Annotated in this window: 14 protein-coding genes and 4 pseudogenes; 10 read left to right on the top strand and 8 right to left on the bottom strand. The window is 61.6% G+C overall.

Annotated elements, in window-relative coordinates:
• The first annotated feature begins 33 nt into the window (after nt 1-33).
• The 4 genes and pseudogenes from G5575_RS01180 to G5575_RS01165 all read left to right on the top strand — a co-directional run bounded on the left by G5575_RS01180 (nt 34) and on the right by G5575_RS01165 (nt 6,323).
• Nucleotides 34-1,543: pseudogene (locus G5575_RS01180) on the top strand (di-heme oxidoreductase family protein).
• Nucleotides 1,544-1,619: 76 nt separating this feature from the next.
• On the top strand, nt 1,620-2,588 hold the full coding sequence (locus G5575_RS01175; RefSeq protein ID WP_164532737.1) for an imelysin family protein: 969 nt from the start codon (nt 1,620-1,622) through the stop codon (nt 2,586-2,588).
• Nucleotides 2,589-2,590: 2 nt separating this feature from the next.
• Nucleotides 2,591-3,679, top strand: coding sequence for a DUF1513 domain-containing protein (locus tag G5575_RS01170; protein WP_164532736.1), 1,089 nt, complete (start codon nt 2,591-2,593; stop codon nt 3,677-3,679).
• 118 nt (nt 3,680-3,797) lie between these two features.
• Nucleotides 3,798-6,323: a bifunctional diguanylate cyclase/phosphodiesterase gene (locus G5575_RS01165; RefSeq protein ID WP_235935493.1), complete on the top strand. Its 2,526-nt coding sequence runs from the start codon at nt 3,798-3,800 to the stop codon at nt 6,321-6,323.
• A 12-nt stretch (nt 6,324-6,335) separates the two neighbouring features.
• Here G5575_RS01165 and G5575_RS01160 read toward each other — a convergent pair whose 3' ends face one another.
• Nucleotides 6,336-6,704 carry a hypothetical protein gene (locus G5575_RS01160; protein ID WP_164532734.1) on the bottom strand — a complete coding sequence of 123 codons (369 nt, stop codon included), beginning with the start codon at nt 6,702-6,704 and terminating at the stop codon, nt 6,336-6,338.
• Nucleotides 6,705-7,113: 409 nt separating this feature from the next.
• Here G5575_RS01160 and G5575_RS01155 point away from each other — a divergent pair, with 409 nt between their 5' ends.
• The 3 genes from G5575_RS01155 to G5575_RS01145 are packed head-to-tail and all read left to right on the top strand — an operon-like array spanning nt 7,114 to nt 10,491.
• A complete protein-coding gene (locus G5575_RS01155; RefSeq protein WP_164532733.1) occupies nt 7,114-7,584 on the top strand; it encodes a (2Fe-2S)-binding protein in 471 nt (156 codons plus the stop codon).
• On the top strand, nt 7,581-8,273 hold the full coding sequence (locus tag G5575_RS01150; protein ID WP_164532732.1) for an Isoquinoline 1-oxidoreductase subunit: 693 nt from the start codon (nt 7,581-7,583) through the stop codon (nt 8,271-8,273). The genes G5575_RS01155 and G5575_RS01150 overlap by 4 nt, the downstream gene beginning before the upstream one ends.
• Nucleotides 8,274-8,289: 16 nt before the next feature.
• Nucleotides 8,290-10,491 carry a xanthine dehydrogenase family protein molybdopterin-binding subunit gene (locus G5575_RS01145; RefSeq protein WP_164532731.1) on the top strand — a complete coding sequence of 734 codons (2,202 nt, stop codon included), beginning with the start codon at nt 8,290-8,292 and terminating at the stop codon, nt 10,489-10,491.
• A 2-nt stretch (nt 10,492-10,493) separates the two neighbouring features.
• Here G5575_RS01145 and G5575_RS01140 read toward each other — a convergent pair whose 3' ends face one another.
• A complete protein-coding gene (locus tag G5575_RS01140; RefSeq protein ID WP_164532730.1) occupies nt 10,494-11,135 on the bottom strand; it encodes a TetR/AcrR family transcriptional regulator in 642 nt (213 codons plus the stop codon).
• A 331-nt stretch (nt 11,136-11,466) separates the two neighbouring features.
• Nucleotides 11,467-11,673: a hypothetical protein gene (locus G5575_RS01135; RefSeq protein ID WP_164532729.1), complete on the bottom strand. Its 207-nt coding sequence runs from the start codon at nt 11,671-11,673 to the stop codon at nt 11,467-11,469.
• A 205-nt stretch (nt 11,674-11,878) separates the two neighbouring features.
• Here G5575_RS01135 and G5575_RS01130 point away from each other — a divergent pair, with 205 nt between their 5' ends.
• Together G5575_RS01130 and G5575_RS22475 are read left to right on the top strand one after the other, a co-directional pair.
• Nucleotides 11,879-13,018: a mandelate racemase/muconate lactonizing enzyme family protein gene (locus tag G5575_RS01130; protein WP_164532728.1), complete on the top strand. Its 1,140-nt coding sequence runs from the start codon at nt 11,879-11,881 to the stop codon at nt 13,016-13,018.
• Nucleotides 13,019-14,637 (top strand): annotated as a pseudogene (locus G5575_RS22475) (GMC family oxidoreductase).
• 49 nt (nt 14,638-14,686) lie between these two features.
• Here the strand turns inward: G5575_RS22475 and G5575_RS01120 are convergent.
• Both G5575_RS01120 and G5575_RS22000 read right to left on the bottom strand, forming a co-directional pair.
• A pseudogene (locus tag G5575_RS01120) lies at nt 14,687-17,238 on the bottom strand (response regulator).
• A pseudogene (locus G5575_RS22000) lies at nt 17,236-17,361 on the bottom strand (type II toxin-antitoxin system ParD family antitoxin); the annotation flags it as partial. The pseudogenes G5575_RS01120 and G5575_RS22000, both read right to left, overlap by 3 nt.
• A 207-nt stretch (nt 17,362-17,568) precedes the next feature.
• Here G5575_RS22000 and G5575_RS01115 point away from each other — a divergent pair.
• Entirely contained in the window at nt 17,569-17,832 is a 264-nt protein-coding gene (locus tag G5575_RS01115; protein WP_164532727.1) for a hypothetical protein, read from the top strand.
• 6 nt (nt 17,833-17,838) lie between these two features.
• Here G5575_RS01115 and G5575_RS01110 read toward each other — a convergent pair whose 3' ends face one another.
• The 3 genes from G5575_RS01110 to G5575_RS21400 all read right to left on the bottom strand — a co-directional run bounded on the left by G5575_RS01110 (nt 17,839) and on the right by G5575_RS21400 (nt 19,931).
• Nucleotides 17,839-18,663 (bottom strand): GGDEF domain-containing protein, encoded by an 825-nt coding sequence (locus G5575_RS01110; protein WP_164532726.1) that lies wholly within the window; start codon nt 18,661-18,663, stop codon nt 17,839-17,841.
• A 195-nt stretch (nt 18,664-18,858) separates the two neighbouring features.
• The gene (locus tag G5575_RS21405) at nt 18,859-19,431 is read right to left on the bottom strand and encodes a catalase family protein (protein ID WP_328765794.1); all 573 of its coding nucleotides are present in this window, start codon (nt 19,429-19,431) and stop codon (nt 18,859-18,861) included.
• Nucleotides 19,404-19,931 carry a catalase family protein gene (locus G5575_RS21400; RefSeq protein WP_328765793.1) on the bottom strand — a complete coding sequence of 176 codons (528 nt, stop codon included), beginning with the start codon at nt 19,929-19,931 and terminating at the stop codon, nt 19,404-19,406. Before G5575_RS21400 ends, G5575_RS21405 begins: the two co-directional genes overlap by 28 nt.
• Nucleotides 19,932-19,987: the final 56 nt, after the last annotated feature.

Below are 19,987 nucleotides of genomic sequence, written 5' to 3'. Positions count from 1 at the left end.
ACGCGCCCGGGTCCGCTAACTCCGGTTGCCCGCATGCATCTTCGTCTCACCCTTGCGCTGATTGCCGTTCTGGCAGGCGGGCTGGTGTTTGCCGACGAAAACGGCACGCGCCCCGACCTTAGCAGCGAGGATCTGGCGCGAGTCCGGTCCGTGACGGCGGCGACAACCGATTTTACGGCGCCGGAAAAATTCGAGACCAATCCCGCCGGCGCAGGGACGACGCGGTTCTCGGTCAACCAGGACGCGTTCAGCCATTTTCTGGACAATCTCAGCTTCGAGCAGGAAGAACAGTTCAAGCTGGGCAATGCCCTGTTCCGCAAGATCTGGGTGAGTTCTCCCAGTTCTACCCAGGCCTCAGATGGGCTCGGGCCCCTGTTCAACGCGCGCGGGTGCCAGAGTTGTCACATCAAGGACGGTCGGGGCACACCCCGTTTGCCGGACAGGCCGAGAACGTTTCGATGTTCCTCCGTCTTTCCGTGCCGCCGACCGATCGCGACCCTCGCCTCGCCATGGATGGCGTCATTGCTGGGGAAGTGGGCGATCCGACCTATGGCCTGCAGCTGCAGGATTTTGCCGTGCCGGGCTTAAAGGCCGAGGGGCGCATGGTCATCGACTATGTCGACCTGCCAGTGACCTTGGGCGATGGAACGGTCGTGACGCTGCGCAAGCCGAGCTATTCCGTGGCCGATCTCGCCTATGGCCCGCTGGCAGACGACGTCATGATCTCGCCGCGCATCGCCAATCCGATGATCGGGCTTGGTCTGGTCGAGGCCATTCCTCAGGAAGACATTCTTGCCCATGCCGATCCCGATGATCTCGACGGCGATGGGATTTCCGGGCGCGCGAACTGGACCATAGCACCGGAACGCAACGAGACGGCGCTGGGGCGTTTCGGCTGGAAGGCGGGCATGGCGACCATTCGCAGCCAATCCGCCTCAGCCTTTGCCGGCGACATCGGTATTTCGACGCCGCTTATCGATCTGCCGCACGGCGATTGTACCGAGAAGCAGCCTGAGTGCCTCGTTTTGCCCACCGGCGAGCAGCCGCGCCTGGGCGAGGGGGAAGCCCCAATCCGGTCCTTGATCTTGTGACCTTTTATGCCGGAACACTGGGTGTGCCGGAGCGACGGAATGTCGGTGACGCGAAAGTTCTGGCTGGCAAGGCGGCCTTTTACCAGGCTGGTTGCGCCAGTTGCCATGTGCCCAAATTCGTGACCAGCAAGCGTGCCGAGAACCCGGCGCACCGCTTCCAACTGATCTGGCCCTATTCGGACTTCCTGCTGCACGACATGGGCGAAGGCCTGGCCGATGGGCGTCCCGAAGGACTGGCGGATGGCAGCGAGTGGCGCACTCCACCGCTTTGGGGGATCGGGCTCACTGAAACGGTTTCCGGCCACACATTCTTCCTCCATGATGGGAGGGCGCGTAATCTTACCGAAGCCATCCTTTGGCATGGCGGCGAAGCGCAGGCGGCGCGCAACAGCTTTGCGGCCATGAGCGAAAAGCAACGTGCCGACCTTTTGGCGTTCCTGGGATCTCTTTGATGCGCATTGTTGCCGCCATCCTCGCCGCCCTTTTGCTGATGACACCCGCTGCGGCGCAGGTCATCTCCCCTCTGAAATGCTGCGCTCGAGCGTTTCCAACTTTATCCGGCCCCAGACCAAGGCCTTCGCGCTGCGCACCGCCGAGCTTTCCAAGGCCATGTATGTCCTTTGCGAGACCGGTGATCTTCGCGGAGCACAGGAAGCCTTCGCATCGGCCGCGTCGGCCTATGGTCGCATCGAGTTTCTTCGCGTTGGCCCGCTCATGGAGGCGAACCGCGCCGAGCGCATCCTGTTTTTCCCGGATCGAAAGGGCATCGGCCTCCGCCAAATCCAGCAACTTCTCGCCGAAAAGGATCTTGCCGCCACCACTGTGCCGGGGCTCCAGGGCAAAAGCGTTGCCCTTCAAGGGCTCGGTGCCTTGGAATTCGTGCTGTTCGGCGCCGGCTTTGAAACAATCGCCACATCCGACGGTGCCTTCCGCTGCGCCTACGGGGCGGCTATTGCCAAGAACCTTGAGCAAATGGCCAGCGAAATCGCCGCCAGCTGGGCAGATCCTGAGGGCATTGCCAAGCGCCTGGCACAACCCGATGCGGCCTATGCCGACTATCGGACAAGTACGGAATCGCTCGAGGCTGTGGTTGGTCTTGTGTCGCACGGCATCGAAAACATACGCGATACGAGGATCAACCCCGTCATCGCCAATGCTGATCGGAAGGCCAATCCGAAACAGGCCTTGTTCTGGCGTTCCGGCCTCACCATGGCCATGCTCGATGCCAATGTGGAAGGGCTGCGCGCCTTGGTGGAGCTCTCCAGTGTCGTCACCGATCCGGCGCTGCTCGCCGAGATCACAAGTGCCTTCGATCGCGCCGAGACCGCAATAGGCGCTGTCACTTTACAGATCGACCAGGCCCTTGCCGATCCAGAGCAGGCTGGAGCCCTCGTCGATCTGGTCGGAGCAACGCAGGATCTGCAACGCCTCATTGGCGAAGACCTCTCGGCCACGCTCGGGCTGAGCGTCGGCTTTTCGTCTTTGGACGGAGACTGAGCATGTGGCAGCGCCGCGCCTTTCTCAAATCTGCAGGCGCCGGCTTCATCGCCAGCCTCATGCCACGCCAGCTCTTGGCCATCGAAAGCAACGACCTGGTCTTTGCCAGCGCCATTGAGACAGCAAGCGGCGGCTATGGCGCGGTGTTGCTGGGCGAGCGTGGCGACGTCATCTCCACCATCGACCTGCCGGATCGTGGCCACGACATCACCGTAAGCCGGGAGGCTGGACGCGGCGTCGTCTTTGCCCGGCAACCAGGCACGTTCGCCTTGATTTTTGATGCCAGCGGGCGAGAAGCGCCGCAAACGCTCACCAGCGCCGAAGGCCGGCATTTTTTTGGCCACGGCGTCTTTTCGCCCGACGGGCGTCTGCTTTATGCCACGGAAAGCGACTTCGAAGCCGCCAGGGGCGTCATCGGCGTCTACGACGCCACCGACCGCTATCGGCGTGTCGGGGAATTTCCCACCTTTGGCACCGGCCCCCATGAAATGCTGCTGATGCCAGACGGCATCACATTCGTGGTAGCCAATGGCGGGATCGAGACGCATCCAGACTATGGTCGTGCCGAGCTCAACCTCGACACAATGGACCCGTCCATTGCCTTTATCGACCGCCGCGACGGTGCGCTGGTGGGCCAGTTGCGGCTCGACGCCGGCTTGCATCAGCTTTCGATCCGCCACATGGCGGTGGACGGAAGAGATCGCGTCTGGTTTGGGTGTCAGTACAAGGGATCGCCCAGCGATACGCCGCAGCTGGTCGGCTATGCGACGATGGACGGCGACATCCGGCTCGTTGAATTGCCGCCTGCAACCCTTGGCGACCTGCGCAACTATGTTGGCTCGGTTGCCGCCTCGGCGGACGGCAATTTGGTGGCCTTGTCGTCGCCCGAAGGCGATCTGCTGGTCACTTTCGACGCCGAGCAGCAGCGTCCGGTGCTAATTGAAACGCTGCGCAATGGCTGCGGCCTTGCCCCAGACCGCACCGGGTTTCTCGCGACCAGCGGCAAGGGCGCGATGGTCGGCATCGCCGGGGCAGAGCGGCAATCGCGGCAGTTCGACTTCCTTTTCGACAATCACATCCTGCGAATCTAGGCGTGGTCGTTTCATCGAATATTGAGGACTAACCGCGTATTCTCCCCAAGTAGGTGAGAACACGCACATGCAGAAAACTGCAGATCAACTGCTGACGGGAAAATTCAATCGACGCTTGATGCGGTCGTTGTTCGCCCTGTCTATTGCGGCCCTCGTTCTGGTTGTCACCTTTTCCGTGCTCGGGGCGGTGAGCCAAAACCGGTTGGCGATCGAGTCATCGAGGCAGTTGGCAGCGACGGCGCTTGAGGTCAAACAGCGCGAGATCGCCCGCAATCTTGAAGACTACGCCTATCGCGAAGACTCATATCGAAATCTCCACGCAGACTTCGACTACGGTTGGGCGTCGGCGAGCGGTAACTTGGGCTCCAACATTTTTGCCAATCTCGGCTATGAGATGGCCTTCGTCATCTCACCGGACAAACAAACGCTTTATGCCACGGTCGAAGGACAACCTCAGTCGCTCGACGCCTTCGAGGCAATAGGTTCGGGCCTCTTGCCGCTGGTGCAGGAGGGCGCGCAGCGCCTTGCCCCAGCCGTGGGCATGCTGCGGTCCGACGACAGCGTTCTTCTTGTGGCTGCCACGGCTATTCGTTCGCCTGAAAAAGCCATGGAAAGCCTTGGCCGCAGCGACAATTCCGTTCTGGTTTTTGCCAAGCGCCTGAACGGGCCGCTGCTCACCCGGATCGGCAGCGACTATCTGCTGAACCGGTTGAGACTTTCGGGCCCCAATGCGGTGGATCTGGGTGCCTCGTTGCCGCTGCAGACCCATGGCGGGGAAAAGATAGGGCAGGTGACCTGGGTGCCCGAGCAACCGGGCTACGAGAACCTTCGTACGCTGCTGCCGCTGATGGGCGGATGCTTTCTGGTGTTCGGCCTGTTTGCGTTCTTGGCCATGCGCTATGCGCGACGCTCCAGCAAGGAACTGCAGTCCTCGGCTCGCACCATCGATGCTTATTCCGAGACGCTGAAAAAGAGCGAGGCGCGGTTCCGCGACGTTGCCGAAGCCTCGTCCGACTGGATTTGGGAATGCGACAAAGATCTTGCGATCACCTTCGTTTCCGCACGCTTCGGCGATGTCACGGGCCATGCCGATAAGGTTGCCCTCGGTTCGACGATCGAAAATTTCTTTGCGCCTGACTTCGACAATGCGGAAGCAAAGCTTCATTGGGCGGCCATCGGCAGCCGCAAGCCGTTTCGAGATCTTCGCTGCAGTTTCCGCAATGCTGCCGGTGAAAAGCGGATCTGCCGCGTTTCGGCCCGGCCTATTGTTTCGGAAGATGGACAGTTCCAGGGTTATCGGGGCACCGCGGCTGATATTACCGAGGAAGTGGAAGCACAGGCCCGGGCCGTGCACCTATCCCTCCACGACTTGTTGACCGGCTTGCCCAATCGCGCCCTGTTCCGCGATCGGCTGCAGACGGCCTGCGACGAGCCGCTGCAGCAGCGCAGCCGCATAGCCGTGCTCTGCATCGACCTTGATCATTTCAAGCACATCAACGACACCCTGGGCCATGCCGCCGGTGATCTGGTGCTACAGCAAGTTACGTCTCGCCTGCGCCAATGCGTCAACGCTACCGATACGGTGGCGCGGCTGGGCGGAGACGAGTTCACCGTCATTCAATACGGCTCGTTCCAACCGCTCGACGCCTCCGTGCTGGGCCGCAGGATCATCGAAAAACTCAGCGAACCCTATCTCTTGGACGACAAGGAGCTGTTTCTCGGCGCCAGCATCGGCATTGCCTTGGTCGGGGAAGACGGCGACACGCCCACCGCGCTGCTCAAGAATGCCGATATCGCGCTCTATCGCGCCAAGCAGGCCGGCCGCGGCACCGCCCGGCGCTTCGAGCCCTTCATGGACCAGGAGCTGCGGATGCGGCGCTCACTCGAGCATGACATGCGCCAGGCCATCGCCAAGGATCAGTTGGTGCTCCATTACCAGCCGCTGGTTCAACTCCATTCCGGGGAGGTGGTCGGGGTGGAGGCACTGGTCCGCTGGAACCATCCGGAACGCGGGCTGGTGCCACCCAATCATTTCATCCCGCTTGCCGAAGACACAGGTCTCATCCTGTCCATAGGCGAATGGGTGCTTCGGACGGCCTGCCAGCAGGCCGCCCAGTGGCCCGGGTTGGTTGTGGCCGTGAACCTTTCACCGGTTCAGTTCAAAAGCCGCGACCTGGTCGAAACGGTTTCGCAAATCCTGCGGGAGACCGGCTTGCCGCCGGGCCGGCTCGAACTCGAAATCACCGAAAGCGTGTTGCTGCACGATTCTGCCGCTGCGCTGGCTGTCCTCGAGCGGCTCAAGGCTGCCGGCGTGCGCATCGCGATGGATGATTTCGGCACCGGCTATTCCTCGCTGGGCTATTTGAACTCTTTCCCGTTCGACAAGATCAAGATCGACCAGTCCTTCATCCGCGATCTCGATGCGGAGAAGTCCAATGCCATCGTCCGCTCGGTGGTGAGCCTCGGACAGAGCCTCAAGATGATCACGACGGCTGAAGGCGTCGAGACGGTCGGGCAGGCCGAATTCCTGCGTCAGGTCGGCTGCGAGCAGGTTCAGGGCTATCTCTACAGCCGTCCGCTTCCCGCCGAACAACTTGCACCGCTCTTGCTGGGCTGGGTGCAAGGGAGCGCCAGTGCAGCATAGCTGCGCTGGCCTTTAGAATTGGGACGGATTGCCGGTACGGACCACGCCATTGCCGTCGATGACGCCGTTCTTGAGCCAAAGCACTTCCCCTGCGGAGGTCAGGCTGGCGCCCCAGCATTGGGCGGGCGACGTCTCGTCGTAGACAAAGCACAGCGTATCGTCCACCACGCTCCACTTGCCGTCATAGTTGGATCCGCGCAGGGTGCCGTCGGGAAGATAGAATTCCTCATAGGGTCCGCCGGCCGCCATGTTGCCAACGACGGTATTGCCCGCGATCAGCGTAGCGATCTCCGGGCCAGACAGAACCCGTGGCTGCTCCTGCGCGGAGAGCGGCGTCACCAAAGCCGCAAAGGTGACGAAGGCCGCAAGCTGACGCATCATAATCCTCTCCATCGAAGCGCCTCAAGAAACCGGGGACAGCAATTGTCGCGCCCCGGATCATTCCTTCACTGGCATAGCTTGGCAAGGCCGTGTTGGTATCGTCTTAACGTCCGAAACGTGGGCCAGATGCAGTCGAAGAAAGGATTGACCGGCAGCGATCCTTCCATCGGGCTTTGGCTGCAGGTTCTGGGGCCGGAAGGGCGTGGGTAAGATGCCAAGGTAACTGTCTGATCGGCTCGGCTAGCGACCAGCCTCGTTGGCAAACCGGTTACAGCTCCTGAACCATTTTGATCACCACGGCGATGACACAACCCTAAACCGCTTGACGTCACTCAAAAGTATACCATACCGTATAGTATATTTTTTTGGTGTGGTGCCCTAGCGGCTTGGTTCCTGAGGATAGGTGTCGATGGTCTATGCGGTAAGGGTCAACGGCAGCCTCCATAAGGTCGAGGCAGATGGGCAGACGCCGCTGCTATGGGTGCTGCGCGACACGCTGGGGCTGACCGGTACGAAATATGGATGCGGCATCGCGCAATGCGGTGCCTGCACCGTGCATGTGGATGGGCAGCCGATGCGGTCGTGCTCCCTGCCGATCGAGTTTGTCGGCTCTGCGGAAGTGACGACCATCGAGGCGATCGATGATCCGATCGCCACGGCGGTGCAGCAGGCGTGGGTCGCGCGCGATGTGCCGCAATGCGGGTTTTGCCAATCCGGTCAGGTGATGAGCGCCGTCGCTCTGCTGCGTGCGATGCCGTCGCCCAGCGATAGCGACATCGACACCGCCATGAGTGGCAATATCTGCCGTTGCGCGACTTACAATCGTATCCGCGCTGCCATTCACGACGCTGCCGCTACCCTCAGAGGAGAGGCAGTGTGACCCGGCGCTCGGACAGGCCCAGGCGACGACGTTTTCGCATTGCGCGCATTTTCGGGATTGCCGGATTGCTGGTGGTCGCGGCGATCGGCCTTGGGCTCGTTTATCTGCTGTACCCGCGTCCGGTTCTGCAAAGCGAACCGATCGCGGTCGAAACGCTCTACGCTCAGCTTGAAAGCCTGCAGCCCGTCTCGGCATTCGACACCATTGTCGAACCCCGGCTGCGCTCGGTCGCATTATTTGAGGAAGTCGGCCGCGTGCTGCAAAGTCCGCGCTGTATGAACTGCCATCCGGCGACGGATCGACCGACCCAGACCGAAGCCATGTGGCCGCACATGCCATGGGTATCGCGCGGCCTGGATGGCGGCGGGGAGGCCAATATGCGCTGTACAACCTGCCATCAGGCCCAGAATGCCGAAGCCTCCGGCGTCCCCGGCAACGCCAAGTGGAGCCTCGCGCCCATCGAAATGGCCTGGCAGGGTAAGTCGCTGGGCGACATCTGTCGGCAGTTGCTCGATCCGGCGCGCTCGCACATGACGCGCGAGGAACTGCTGCATCACATGGCCGAGGATGACCTTGTCGGCTGGGCCTGGAACCCCGGCGGCGGCCGTCAGCCCGCGCCCGGGACGCAAGACGAGTTCGGCGCCCTGGTCGCGGCCTGGTTGGAAACCGGCGCCCAGTGTCCGCAATAATGGGCAGGACCTTAAAATGACCGAAGATGCTCAAGACTCCCGCGGTTTTCGCCTGACAAGGCGGCGCCTGATCCTCGGCGGCACGCTGCTCGGCGGTGCGCTCCTCGTGGGCTATGGGGTGGCGCGGCCAATGGATGTTGCCGGGGCAATTCTGAGCGGTGGCGGCACCGACCCGGAAGAGAGCCCCTTCGGCGCCTTTATCCGCATCGATCTTGAAGGCTGGGTGACGGTCGTCAACAAGCAGCAGGAACTGGGCCAAGGCATCCATGCCGGCATGGCGGCGATGATTGCCGAGGAGCTGGATGCGGATTGGGACCGAGTGAAAGTGGTCGAGGCGCGCAGCAATTTCCGGGCCTATGGCGTCCAGATCACCGCAGGCTCCAACGCTATCGCCACGAACTGGGATGCCATGCGCAATGCGGGCGCCGCTGCACGCAGCATGTTCGTCAATGCCGCAGCGCTGCGCTGGGACGTCGAGCCTGACGCGATCGAAGTGCGCGACGGCGTGGTCTCGCATCCCGCTTCGCAGCAGTCGGCCAGTTTTGCGGAACTGCTGGTCGAGGCTTCGCGCCAGACACCGCCGCAGGTGCCGGTGCTCAAGACGGCAGAGCAGTATCGCCTGATCGGCACCGATCGCGTCCGGCGAAAGGACAGCCAGCCCAAGAGCAATGGCAGCCTGATCTATACCCAAGATGTGCAGCGGCCGAACATGCTGGTCGCCATGGTCGCTCACAGTCCTCGCTTCGGCGGCAGGCTCGCCCGCTTCGATGACTCGGACGCGCTCAAAGTGCCTGGCGTGGTGGAGGTCTTTGCGATCGACACGGGCGTGGCCGTCCTTGCGGAAACCACCTATGCCGCCAAGCTCGGGCGGGATGCGCTGCGCCTCGAATGGGACGACACCGAGGCCGAGACACGCTCGACCGCCGACCTCGTCGCCTATTACCATGATATCGCGGCGGGCAATGGCGGCATCGGCTCGGCCGACTTTGCGACGATGGGAGAAGACCCTGACGCGCCGTTGACCGGCGACATGGTCGAATTCAGCTTCGATTTCCCCTATCTGGCGCACGCGCCGATGGAGACCATGGACTGCGTGGCTGAGGTCAATGGCTTCGATGTTTCCATCAGTTCGGGCGCACACCTTGCAAGCCTCGACCAAGTCATGGCGGCGTTCACCGCGCGCACGATCCCCGGTAGGGTCGATCTCGAAGTCCTGCCTGCCGGTGGTTCGTTTGGCCGGCGCGGCGTTATGACGGCCGACTATTTGGTGGAATGCGTACGCATTGCACAGCGCGTGCAGGGTCGTCCGGTCAAGCTGATGTGGACCCGCGAAGACGAGATGCGCGCCGGGTTCTATCGGCCGATGTCGCACCATCGCGTCTGGGTTGAGATGGGTGCGGACGGTTTTCCCGCGCGCTGGCGCTTTCACAGCGTCTGCCAGGCTTTGACACCGGTGGGCGACAATATTCAGGCGACCGAGGGCATCACCCACTCGCCTTATTTCTCGACGGCCAGGACCGTCGCGGGCAAGATTTTCAGTCCTCGCTTTCCTGTCCCGGTCGGCTTCTGGCGCTCCGTCGGCGCGTCCCATACTGCGCTGGTGATGGAACATGTCATCGATCAGCTGGCCCGCCGCGCGGGACAGGATCCAGCTGCTTATAGACGCAGTCTCTTCGAAAAGGCTGGGGACGACCGACGCATTGCCGTGCTCGATGAACTCATGGAGAAATCGGGCTGGTCCACTCCGATCGAGGCCGGTTGGAGCCGGGGCATGGCGATCTCGGAGGCATTCGGCACGATCGTCGGCCAGGTGGCGGAGGTTCGTCTCGAGGGCGGACGGCCGGTCGTGCGGCGCGTCGTGGCGGTGGTCGATTGCGGCATCGCCGTTGCTCCCGACCAGATCACCGCGCAGATGGAGGGAAGCATCGGCTTTGGCCTTTCCGCGGCGCTTTTTGGGGCCGTGACGCTTAAGGACGGCTATGTGCAGGAAACCAATTTCGACACCTATCCCGTGGTGCGCATGAACGAAATGCCCGCGGTCGAAACGCACATTATCAAGTCCACCAACAGGCCGACCGGGATGGGCGAACCCGGCGTGCCGCCGATCGCACCGGCTGTCGCCAATGCCATCCTGGCGCTGACCGGCACACCGACCACGGCGCTTCCCTTCCTGAGTGGCGCCGCGGCGACGAATGCCGGCTTTTCCATGCGCGGCTAGGCCTAGGGCCTGTTGTCCGCAATGGGGGCTGCCAGACTGGTGCCGGCAAGAAAGATCGCTATGGCGCGCTGGATCGCGGGGCGATCGGTGTCCGACGGACCGCCGACATGGGGATGGACAGCAGACGGCTGACGATGCTCGAGCAGCGTTGCGAAACGCTGCGGTCCGGTCGTCATGTTGAGAAAAATGCTGGCCAACTCCCAATAGTTCTCGCGCGTCTGGGAGATATTTCGAGCATTCAAGGTCGCTACCGCTTCGAAATAGTCGGCAAGCATGGCTTCGGCATGCTCGATGATCTGTTCATGCAGCATCTTACCCAGATCGGCAAAGCGTTCCGCGCCGCCCATGACCACGCGCTGCAGCTGGACCGCGCCCCGCCAGGTGCTAAGATCGCTGAACCCCATGGCAAAAGCTTCAAGCTCGCGAGCGGGGTCGGACGGGTCGGCAAGTTTTGGCATCTCGCTTTGAAAAAGCTCGACTGCCTTGACGAGGGCACTGCGAAACAGCGCATCTTTGCTGCCGAAATGGGAATAAACCGTGCGCTTGGTGGTCGAGGCGCGGGCCGCAACGTCATCCATCGAGGCGTTGTCATAGCCTTTTTCGACAAAGGTCAGGATAGCGGCAAACAGGATGGCTTCGCTCAACGGCAAGCCGTCAACTTTTTCATATCCCCTCCTGTCGCCCTCTTATGCATAGGGTGGAGAGCACTGACAATCGGCAGCTAGTGTTTGGGACGCGGTGGTGGCGCTTTGGTCCCGATCAGGCGGGAATGGTTGCGCTATAAGCCGCAATCATGAAGCCGAGCGAGGCCATGTAGAGCGTGGAAAGGATCAGGGTGCGGCGCATCGTATTGTTTCCTGGTCTGGCGGTTAAGTCACTCGCCGAAGTAACGGGGTCCAGCCGGCCGAGGTGACCGGCTGGATCGTGATTTTTAGCGAACGACGTAAACGATCTGTCGTGTGCTTGAATGACGAATTAGTTGGTGACGGTGACGGCCGGAAGGTCGACGTTGACGGCGTCGCCATTGCTGGTGATGCCGCCGTTGACGACCCACATGATCAGCAGGGCCGCGACGATGACGGCGATGACGAGGCCGATGATGCCGAACGGGCTGCCGCCGCTGACGACGGTGGTTTCCGTTGCGGCGGGACGCTCGATAATGGTTTCGCGTTCGATGGGCATGTTGCTCTCCAAAATATCTGGAGGGTCTAACGCGTCGTGCCTGCAAAGTTTCCAGTTAAGCCATTGTTTTTGTTATTGCATTTTGGTTACGGCAGCTGTCAGCGATGCGTAAGGCAGTGCTCGGTCTTGCTTTCGGCAGCCTTTGACCCATAGCTAGCAGGTGTGTGTCTCCGAAGACAGTTGCTGACAAAGGATGGAAGCCGGCATGTTGGCAACGATCATTTTGTATCGTGTCCCAATCGAGACGCCGGTGCGCACGTCCTTCGGCGTCATGCTGGATCGACCAACCCTTGTTCTTCGTCTCGAGGACGGGGACGGCGCCGTGGGATATGGCGAGGTCTGGTGCAATTTTCCGAGCGGGGGCGCAGAACATCGCGCCCATCTTTTGGAAACCGTCATCCTGCCGCTCGCCGCTTCCAGCGGTCTGCTTGATGATCCGGGCGCCCTCTGGGTCTGGCTCACGCGGCGCCTTCATGTGCTGGCAATCCAATCGGGTGAGCCGGGCCCCTTTGCGCAATGCCTTGCCGGGCTTGAATGTGCCTTGACCGATCTGGCGGCGCGCCGTGCCGGTCTGTCTCTGTCCAGGTTTCTCAATCGGGAAGCGCCGGCATCGGTCGGCGTCTATGCCAGCGGCATAAATCCCGAGGGTGCGCCGGAAGCGGCGGCCCGGGCCCATGCCGACGGGTACGCCGGCAGCAAGATCAAGATCGGGTTTGATCCCGTGGTGGATCGAGAAAACCTGCGCCAGGCGCGCGCCTTGCTCGGGCGTGAAAAGCTGCTGATGGCCGACGCGAACCAGGGCTATGGCCTTGCCGAAGCGCTGGCCATTGCTCCGGTGGCCGACGAGGTCGGCCTGTTTTGGCTTGAGGAACCTCTGCCGCAAGATGCGCTCGATGAGGACTGGGCCGCCTTGCACCGCGGACTGCAGACACCGCTGGCAGCGGGCGAAAATTTCAGCCGAGAAGAGCATTTCACCGCTTTGGCGGACAGGCGCTCGATAACCGTCCTGCAGCCTGATCTTGGCCGATGGGGTGGCGTCCGAAAGATGCTGGAGGTCGCAGAAGATGCCAAGCGTGCCAACCGTTTGCTGTGTCCGCATTGGCTGGGCGGTGGTATAGGGCTTCTGACCAGCTGCCACGTCAAGGCCGCATCCGGCGTGAGCACGGGCTTTGTCGAAGTGGACTACAACACCAATCTCATGCGTAGTGAACTGGCCCATGACATGCTGGCCACCCTTGCGGGTGGCCGGGTTGTGCTCAGTGACAGTCCAGGCATCGGGATCGACGATGCTGCCATGGCAGGCTTTAAGAGCTATGCCGTCCAAACTCGCGAGATCGCGCTCTAGATGGCTCAATCCGCCGCTCGGACCTATGACTATGTGATCGTCGGATCGGGCTCGGCCGGCTCGCTTCTGGCCAATCGCCTATCGAAAGATCCAGACACGCGTGTCCTCGTCATCGAAGCCGGTGGACAGGATCGCAATCATTGGCTGAAACTGCCGGTCGGTTATTTCCGCACGATCTATGACACGCGCTTTTCGCGCATCTTCGAAACGGAAGCCTCCGATGGCTCGGGCGACCGCGCCATAGCCTGGCCACGCGGGCGAGTGGTCGGCGGATCGAGTTCCATCAACGGCCTCATCTTCATAAGAGGCCAGTCCGAGGATTTTGACGACTGGGCGCAATCGGGTGCCAGCGGCTGGTCCTATGGGGATGTGCTCCCACACTTCAAAAATATCGAGCGCTATAGCGCCGGGTCTGACACCTATCGCGGTCGAAATGGCGAGCTTGCCGTGTCGCAACTGCGCAATGCCAATCCCGCCTGCGCCGCCTGGCTGCGGGCGGCGCAACAGACCGGTCTACCCTACAATACCGATTTTAACGGGGAGACCACATTCGGTGTGGGCTCCTATCAGCTGACGCTTGGCCGGCGGATGCGCGCCAGCGCTTCGGCCTCGTTTTTGCGGCCTGCACTCAAGCGGGGAAATGTCGACCTCATGACTGGCGCCATGGCCAGCCGCGTGGTGCTGGAAAGTGGCAAGGCGATCGGCGTGCAATATGTCGTCGGCACAAAGACCCATGTCGTGCGGGCGGGACGCGAGGTGATCCTTGCGGCCGGCACGATCCAATCGCCGCAATTGCTGCAGCTATCGGGCATCGGGCCTGCCGATCACCTCCGCGCGCTTGGGATCGATGTCGCGGTGGATGCGCCCGAGGTCGGCGAGAACCTTCAAGACCATTATCAGATGCGGCTGATTGTGAGGCTCAAGGACAAGCTGTCGCTTAACGACGCCGTGCGCAATCCTCTCGAACTGGCCAAGATGGGCGCGCAATGGCTTTTCCGGGGAACGGGACCGCTGACGGTCGGAGCAGGGCAGGTGGGCGGTGCGGCCTGCACGCCCCTGGCGTTCGGGGGCGGCCCGATGTGCAGTTCAACGTCATGCCCTTGTCGGTCGACAAGCCCGGCACGCCATTGCACCGCTATTCCGGTTTTACCGCCTCGGTCTACCAGTGCCATCCCGAAAGCCACGGCCGAGTTCGGATCACGAGCGCCGATCCTTCTGTCGCTCCCCGTATCGAACCACGGTATTTCGAGCGCGAGATCGACCGCCGAACGATCGTCGAGGGCGTCAAGATGCTGCGCGAGATCCACGAGCAGCCCGCCTTCAGGGCGCTGTGGGATGAAGAAGTGGTTCCAGGCGCGGCGTTCGAAACCGACGAGCAGATCTGGAACGCCGTGCGCATCATGGGCGGAACGGTGTTTCACCCCGTCGGCACCTGCCGCATGGGTTCGGACAGCACAGCCGTGCTCGATCCTCAGTTGAGAGTAAGAGGCATCGACAATTTGCGCGTCATCGACGCCTCGGTCATGCCCAAGATCGTCTCGGCCAACACAAATGCCGCGACATTGATGGTGGCCGAGAAGGGCTCAGCCATGGTGTTGGGTAGAGAGGGAAGGGCCTAACCGGCGCTTCCCCTATCCCGGCGATGCATATTGTCCCAGCCGGGCAGGACTATTCTTCCTCCGCTGCGCCAGCCAGTGCCTTGGGATGGGTTCCTGCTTCTGTGGCCTTCAGGGTCGTGACCAAGTCGGTCATCGTATAGGGCTTGGTCAGCACCTTCTCTGCGGCGTCCTTGGGAACGGCCGCGACATCGCCGGTGGCGAAGACAACTTCGATATGCGGCCTGATGCTGCGAGCGCGGCGGGCAAGGTCGACGCCGGATGCGCCGGGCAGGTTGACGTCGGTGACCAGAACGTCGACCGGCGCTGTTTCCAGCGCGGCCAAGGCGTCCTCAGCGCTCGCTGCCGAGACCACGACAAAGCCGGCGTCTTCCAGCATGTCGGCGGTGGAGAGGCGGATCAGGGCTTCGTCTTCGACCAGCAGCACTGTGCGCTTCCTGGTCACGGTGGCGCTGCCGCCTTCGGCAGCCAGCGTCGGTCTTGGGGTGGATTGGATCAGTTGGCGTTGGTCACGATTGGCCAAAACATGGCGGAATTTTCGTGCCAAGGCCTCGCGCGTATAGGGCTTGGACAAAAGCTCGACCCCCGCATCGAGCCGGCCGCCGTGGACGATGGAGTTCTCGGTATAACCGGAGGTAAAAAGCACGGCGATGTTGGGCAGCCGTTCCTTGACCTTGCGGGCCAGCTCCGGGCTCTTGAGCGTTCCGGGCATGACGACGTCGGTGAAGAGCACATCGATCGGAATGCCGGATTCGACGACATTGAGCGCGCTGGCGGCATCGATGGCCTTGAGCACACGATAGCCAAGATCGCCCAGCATCTCGACCACGGTGGCGCGCACTTCCTCATCGTCTTCGACGACGAGCACGGTTTCGGTGCCGCCCACGACCGGACCGGCGCTGGCGACGACTTCGATATCCTCGCTTTCAAGCGCCCGCGGCAGGTAAAGCTTGATGGTCGTGCCGTGGCCGACTTCGGAATAGATCTTGACGTGGCCACCCGACTGCTTGGTGAAGCCATAGACCATGGAAAGGCCAAGCCCAGAGCCCTTGCCTTCGCTCTTGGTTGAAAAGAACGGCTCGAAGACCTTATCGATGATATCGGGCGACATGCCCGAGCCGGTGTCGCTGACGGCCAGCATGACATATTGGCCGGGCGTTACTTCGTCATGGGTGCGCGCATAGTCGTCGTCGAGATGGGCATTGCCCAGTTCGATGGTGAGCTTGCCGCGGCCATCCATGGCGTCGCGCGCATTGATGGCGAGGTTGAGAAGGGCGTTCTCGACCTGCGCCGGATCGATGAAAGTGTTCCAAAGACCGCCACCGACCACGGTTTCCACTTCGATCGCTTCGCCGATGGCGCGCGCAGCATGTCGTCCATGTCGCGCACGAGGCGGCTGATATTGGTGACCTTGGGCTCCAGCGCCTGGCGGCGCCCGAAGGCGAGGAGTTGCGAGGCGAGCTTGGAGCCGCGCGACACACCGGCCATGGCATTGCCGACCCGGCGCTCGGCGCGCTCGTTGCCGGCAATGTCCTTGGCCAGAAGCTGCAGATTGCCGGAAACGACCTGCAGCAGGTTGTTGAAATCGTGGGCCACGCCGCCGGTCAGCTTGCCGACGGTTTCCATCTTCTGGGCCTGGGCGAGCTTGGCCTCGGCGCGGCGGCGTTCATCGATCTCGGCGATAACGCGGGCTTCAAGATCCTCGTTGAGCTGCCGCAGTGCCTGTTCGGCAGCACGGCGATGGGTGATGTCGGTATGGACGCCGATCCATTCGAGGATGTCGCCCTTGTCATCGAGCGCGGGAATGGCGCGAATGGCAAAGGTGCGCCAGGTGCCGCCTTTTTCGCGCACGCGATGTTCGTGGACGAACATGGACTTGGCCGCGACGGCGGCGTTCCAGTTGGCGACGCTTTCGGCCTGGTCGTCGGGGTGAACGGCATTCGACCAGCCAAAGCCCTGGTATTCTTCAAAGCTCTGACCGGTGAGCTTGGCCCAGCCGGGCTGCTCGCCCAGCATCTGGCCATCGGCGCTATTGGTCCACAGCACACCGTGGACCGCATCCATGGCCGCCCGGAAACGATGATTGCTGGTCTTGAGATTGGCTTGCAGCAGGACCTGATCGGTCTGGTCGATGACGGTGCACATGACGCCGCCGACTGCGCCGTGATCGTCATAGACAGGAGTGTAGTGGAGATCGAAAATGAAGTCGCCCTTGCGATGCTTGTTGTCGAGCTGCATGGCTACACCGGTGTTGGAGATCAACTCGCCGCGGTGTCCAGCCTCAAGAATGGAACGATTGAAATCCCAAACCTCGGGAAGCGCGGTCGCAACGGCTTCGCCCATGGCCGTGGGATGGCGCTGGTCGATAATGGGCGCATAGGCATCGTTGTAGAACATGCGGTGCTCGGGACCCCACATGAGGACCTTGGCAACCGGGGAATTGACGATATTGGCGACCGTTGCGCGCAAAGCCGGGGGCCAGCTCTCCACAGGGCCAAGGGGCGTGCTGGCCCAATCCTTGGTGCGGATGAGGGCGCCGCATTCGCCACCGGCGATCGGCCAGCCGACCGGCAAGGCAGAGCTTTGTCCCGGGCCGTCGCGCAGCTGACGCAGCGCCGAGCGCACGACTTCGCTGGCATTGGCGTAATCGCCCGATGCCAGCTGGTCCGAGATAAAGGCCTCTAGCTCGGGTGTGAGGGAAACATTGCGGGACTGACGGGTGCTCATGCCTGCTCATTTGCAGCAGGCGAAGAGTGTGTCAACGACTGACACGCCTCGGTGCTATCACTTCGAGGATTGGGATTTAGCTGTTCGCTCATCCTGTCGGGAAAACGTGGACAGAAGACCAAGAAAGTCGCGAGGAAAAACGTGATCGACTCTGGCGCAACTTAAAGCGAATTGCTTCTTTTTCCCTGCAACTATGCGGGGACGAAGATGGCGGACTATGAGCAATTAAAACCAGGCATGCGCACGCCGCACGATGCTGTCGTGGTGGAAGTGACGCAGATCTTCGGTCGCAGTGTTGCTGACGTCGCGAGTTTTGACGAAATCGCGTCGCTGCCCGTCCCGGTCAAACAGGCGCTCGCCAAAGCGGAAGCCTTGCGCAGCGAGGCGGGGCTCAAGCGCATCGTCATTCGTATCACCGATGAAAAACTCTGGAACCCGGCCTGGGGCAGGTTGGTCGAACTGGTTTCGTAACGGCTTCTATTCCGTCGCGACCACCTGGTTTCTGCCCCGCGCTTTTGCATAATATAGCCTGTCGTCCGCCAGGCGCAGCATTTCGTTGAAGCTGTGCGATGCAGGATCGCCGCGGAATACACCGAAGCTTGCCGTGATCGTCGTGGCGACGCCGCCCAGGGTGGGCTGCCAGTCCTCGATCGCTTGTCGGATGCGTTCGGCGGCCCTGATGCCGAAGTCATCGCTGGCATCCGCGGAAACGACGCAGAATTCTTCCCCGCCGATCCGGGCAATGAGGTCGTAAGGCCTAAGTTGGCGCTGGGTGACTTCGGCCACGATCATGAGGACCTCGTCGCCCGCCGCGTGACCGAAGCGATCGTTGATTTCCTTGAAGCGATCGAGGTCGAAGGCGATGACCCAGATCGACTGGTTGCGGCGCATTGCGCGGCTGATCTCGACCGAAACGGCATTCTGGAGCCAGCGTCGATTACCGAGGCCGGTCAGCGGATCACTGTTCGCCTGCCGTCTCAAAGCGCTCAAGGATTGCTCCTGGGCCCGCACTAGGCTCGCAACCTTTTCCGCAAGCCTCTTGACGCTGTCGCTTCCGCGAACTTCGACAAAAGGCTCGGTGCCTTCTTCCTGATAACGGTCCACCGCCCGTACCAGTCGATCTATTGGGCTGACCATCTGATAGATGGCGAGGTAGGACAGGATCGATCCCAGCAGAGTCGCGATCAGCGCGACAACCAGAATGGATATCGGGTCTGCCGGACGCCCAAGGCCGAGGTAAAGGCTCAGCGAAAGCAGGGGAACGTGGATGGCCAAAAAGCTCACCCCGAACACTTTGGCCACAAGCGAGCCCCTAATCCGCTCAACCATCCCCATGATCACGCCTCCGCTATCGAAACGGAGGCAAACTGCCATGGCGAAGTTGGCAATCTGCCGAGGATAAAGCTAAACTTTTATCGTTTGGTCAGAGCAAGATACCCAGGCCAAGCGTTGGAAACCGCCTTGCAATGAAAGCGGCTTCCAACGTTCACGGTGCAACTAGTTCGGCTCGTGGATTGGGCAGCGATTGAAGGCTGCTCGGAAGTCCGAAGAGTGTTTGTAGGGCTCGTTGCGGGCGCGGTTGATATTGCCCAAAGGTTGGTGGGCGGCAAGGCCGGTCCAGATGCTGAAACGCATTTCTTCGTCCACGGCCTGAACCTTGCCGGGGTCCCAGCTGTCCTGCGGCGAGGCTTCAAGCGTTGCGACGGTGACATAGGGGCTGATGTCCTCGTCCCACTCGACGGTGGGGTCTTCCACCGGCTGTTCCTCAAGATCGCGACAAAGCTGGACGCGGAATTCCCAGCGGCCTTTGGCCTCAGCCATGTCGCTTCGCACTGTGTGGCGGATTGCATCCTCGTCCTTGCTGGCGTTGATTTCCTGGCCTGTCAGCGACGTCAGGTCGTCTGACACCGGCACTACAGAAAACTTGGCGATGTAGTCGCCATAGCGGAAGGGCGTGACACTGAAATAGCTTTCGCCAAGCGGGTGTACATTGGGAGCGCCGCCCAGCGTCTGCACCTTGGGGCTTTCCACGCCGACAGCCGTCAGCACCTTGTTGACGCCACGCAGCACCCCGACATGACTTCCTTGGTTTTTTCCATCTTGTCGGTGGTGGCAGCAAGCAGCTTGAGATTGCTCAAGAATTTGTCGCTGGTCTTGTTCTGGAAGACCGAACCGTTGACAAGGACGAAGTCCTGCGTCGTGCCCTCGGCACCGGCGAGGCGTGCCCCCTCTGCGTCCAAAACTTTGAGCGCCATGCCGCGGGGCAGGGAGATGGCATCGGGCAAGATGTCGCCGGCATTGGTCGAGATGCGGATATAGGCCTTGTGCTCGCCGGGCCTTGCGAAAAGCCCCTGCGCGTATTCGGGCGGAAGGTTGGGGTGGACACGCAGCACGCCTTCGAGGATGCCATGCGCCTTGGCATGCACCGACCGGACGGCGTGACCATAATCCTCGGCGGTCTTGTGGAGGATTTTGTCGAAAGTCTCGTTGAGCTTCTGGATGGTCTCGCCCTCATCCTCGCGGATGGTCTCGACACCGGGATGAAAGCGGATTGGGGAAGCGTGGGGCATGGTTGTTCTCCGAACTGGAAGAAGAACAGGGGCCTGCCAAGCTAAGTTCCTGCGGA

Source organism: Devosia aurantiaca (assembly GCF_011058215.1).
GTDB lineage: Bacteria > Pseudomonadota > Alphaproteobacteria > Rhizobiales > Devosiaceae > Devosia > Devosia aurantiaca.
Note: the sequence above shows the minus strand (reverse complement) of the source record. Positions and strands in the feature narration are given on the sequence as shown.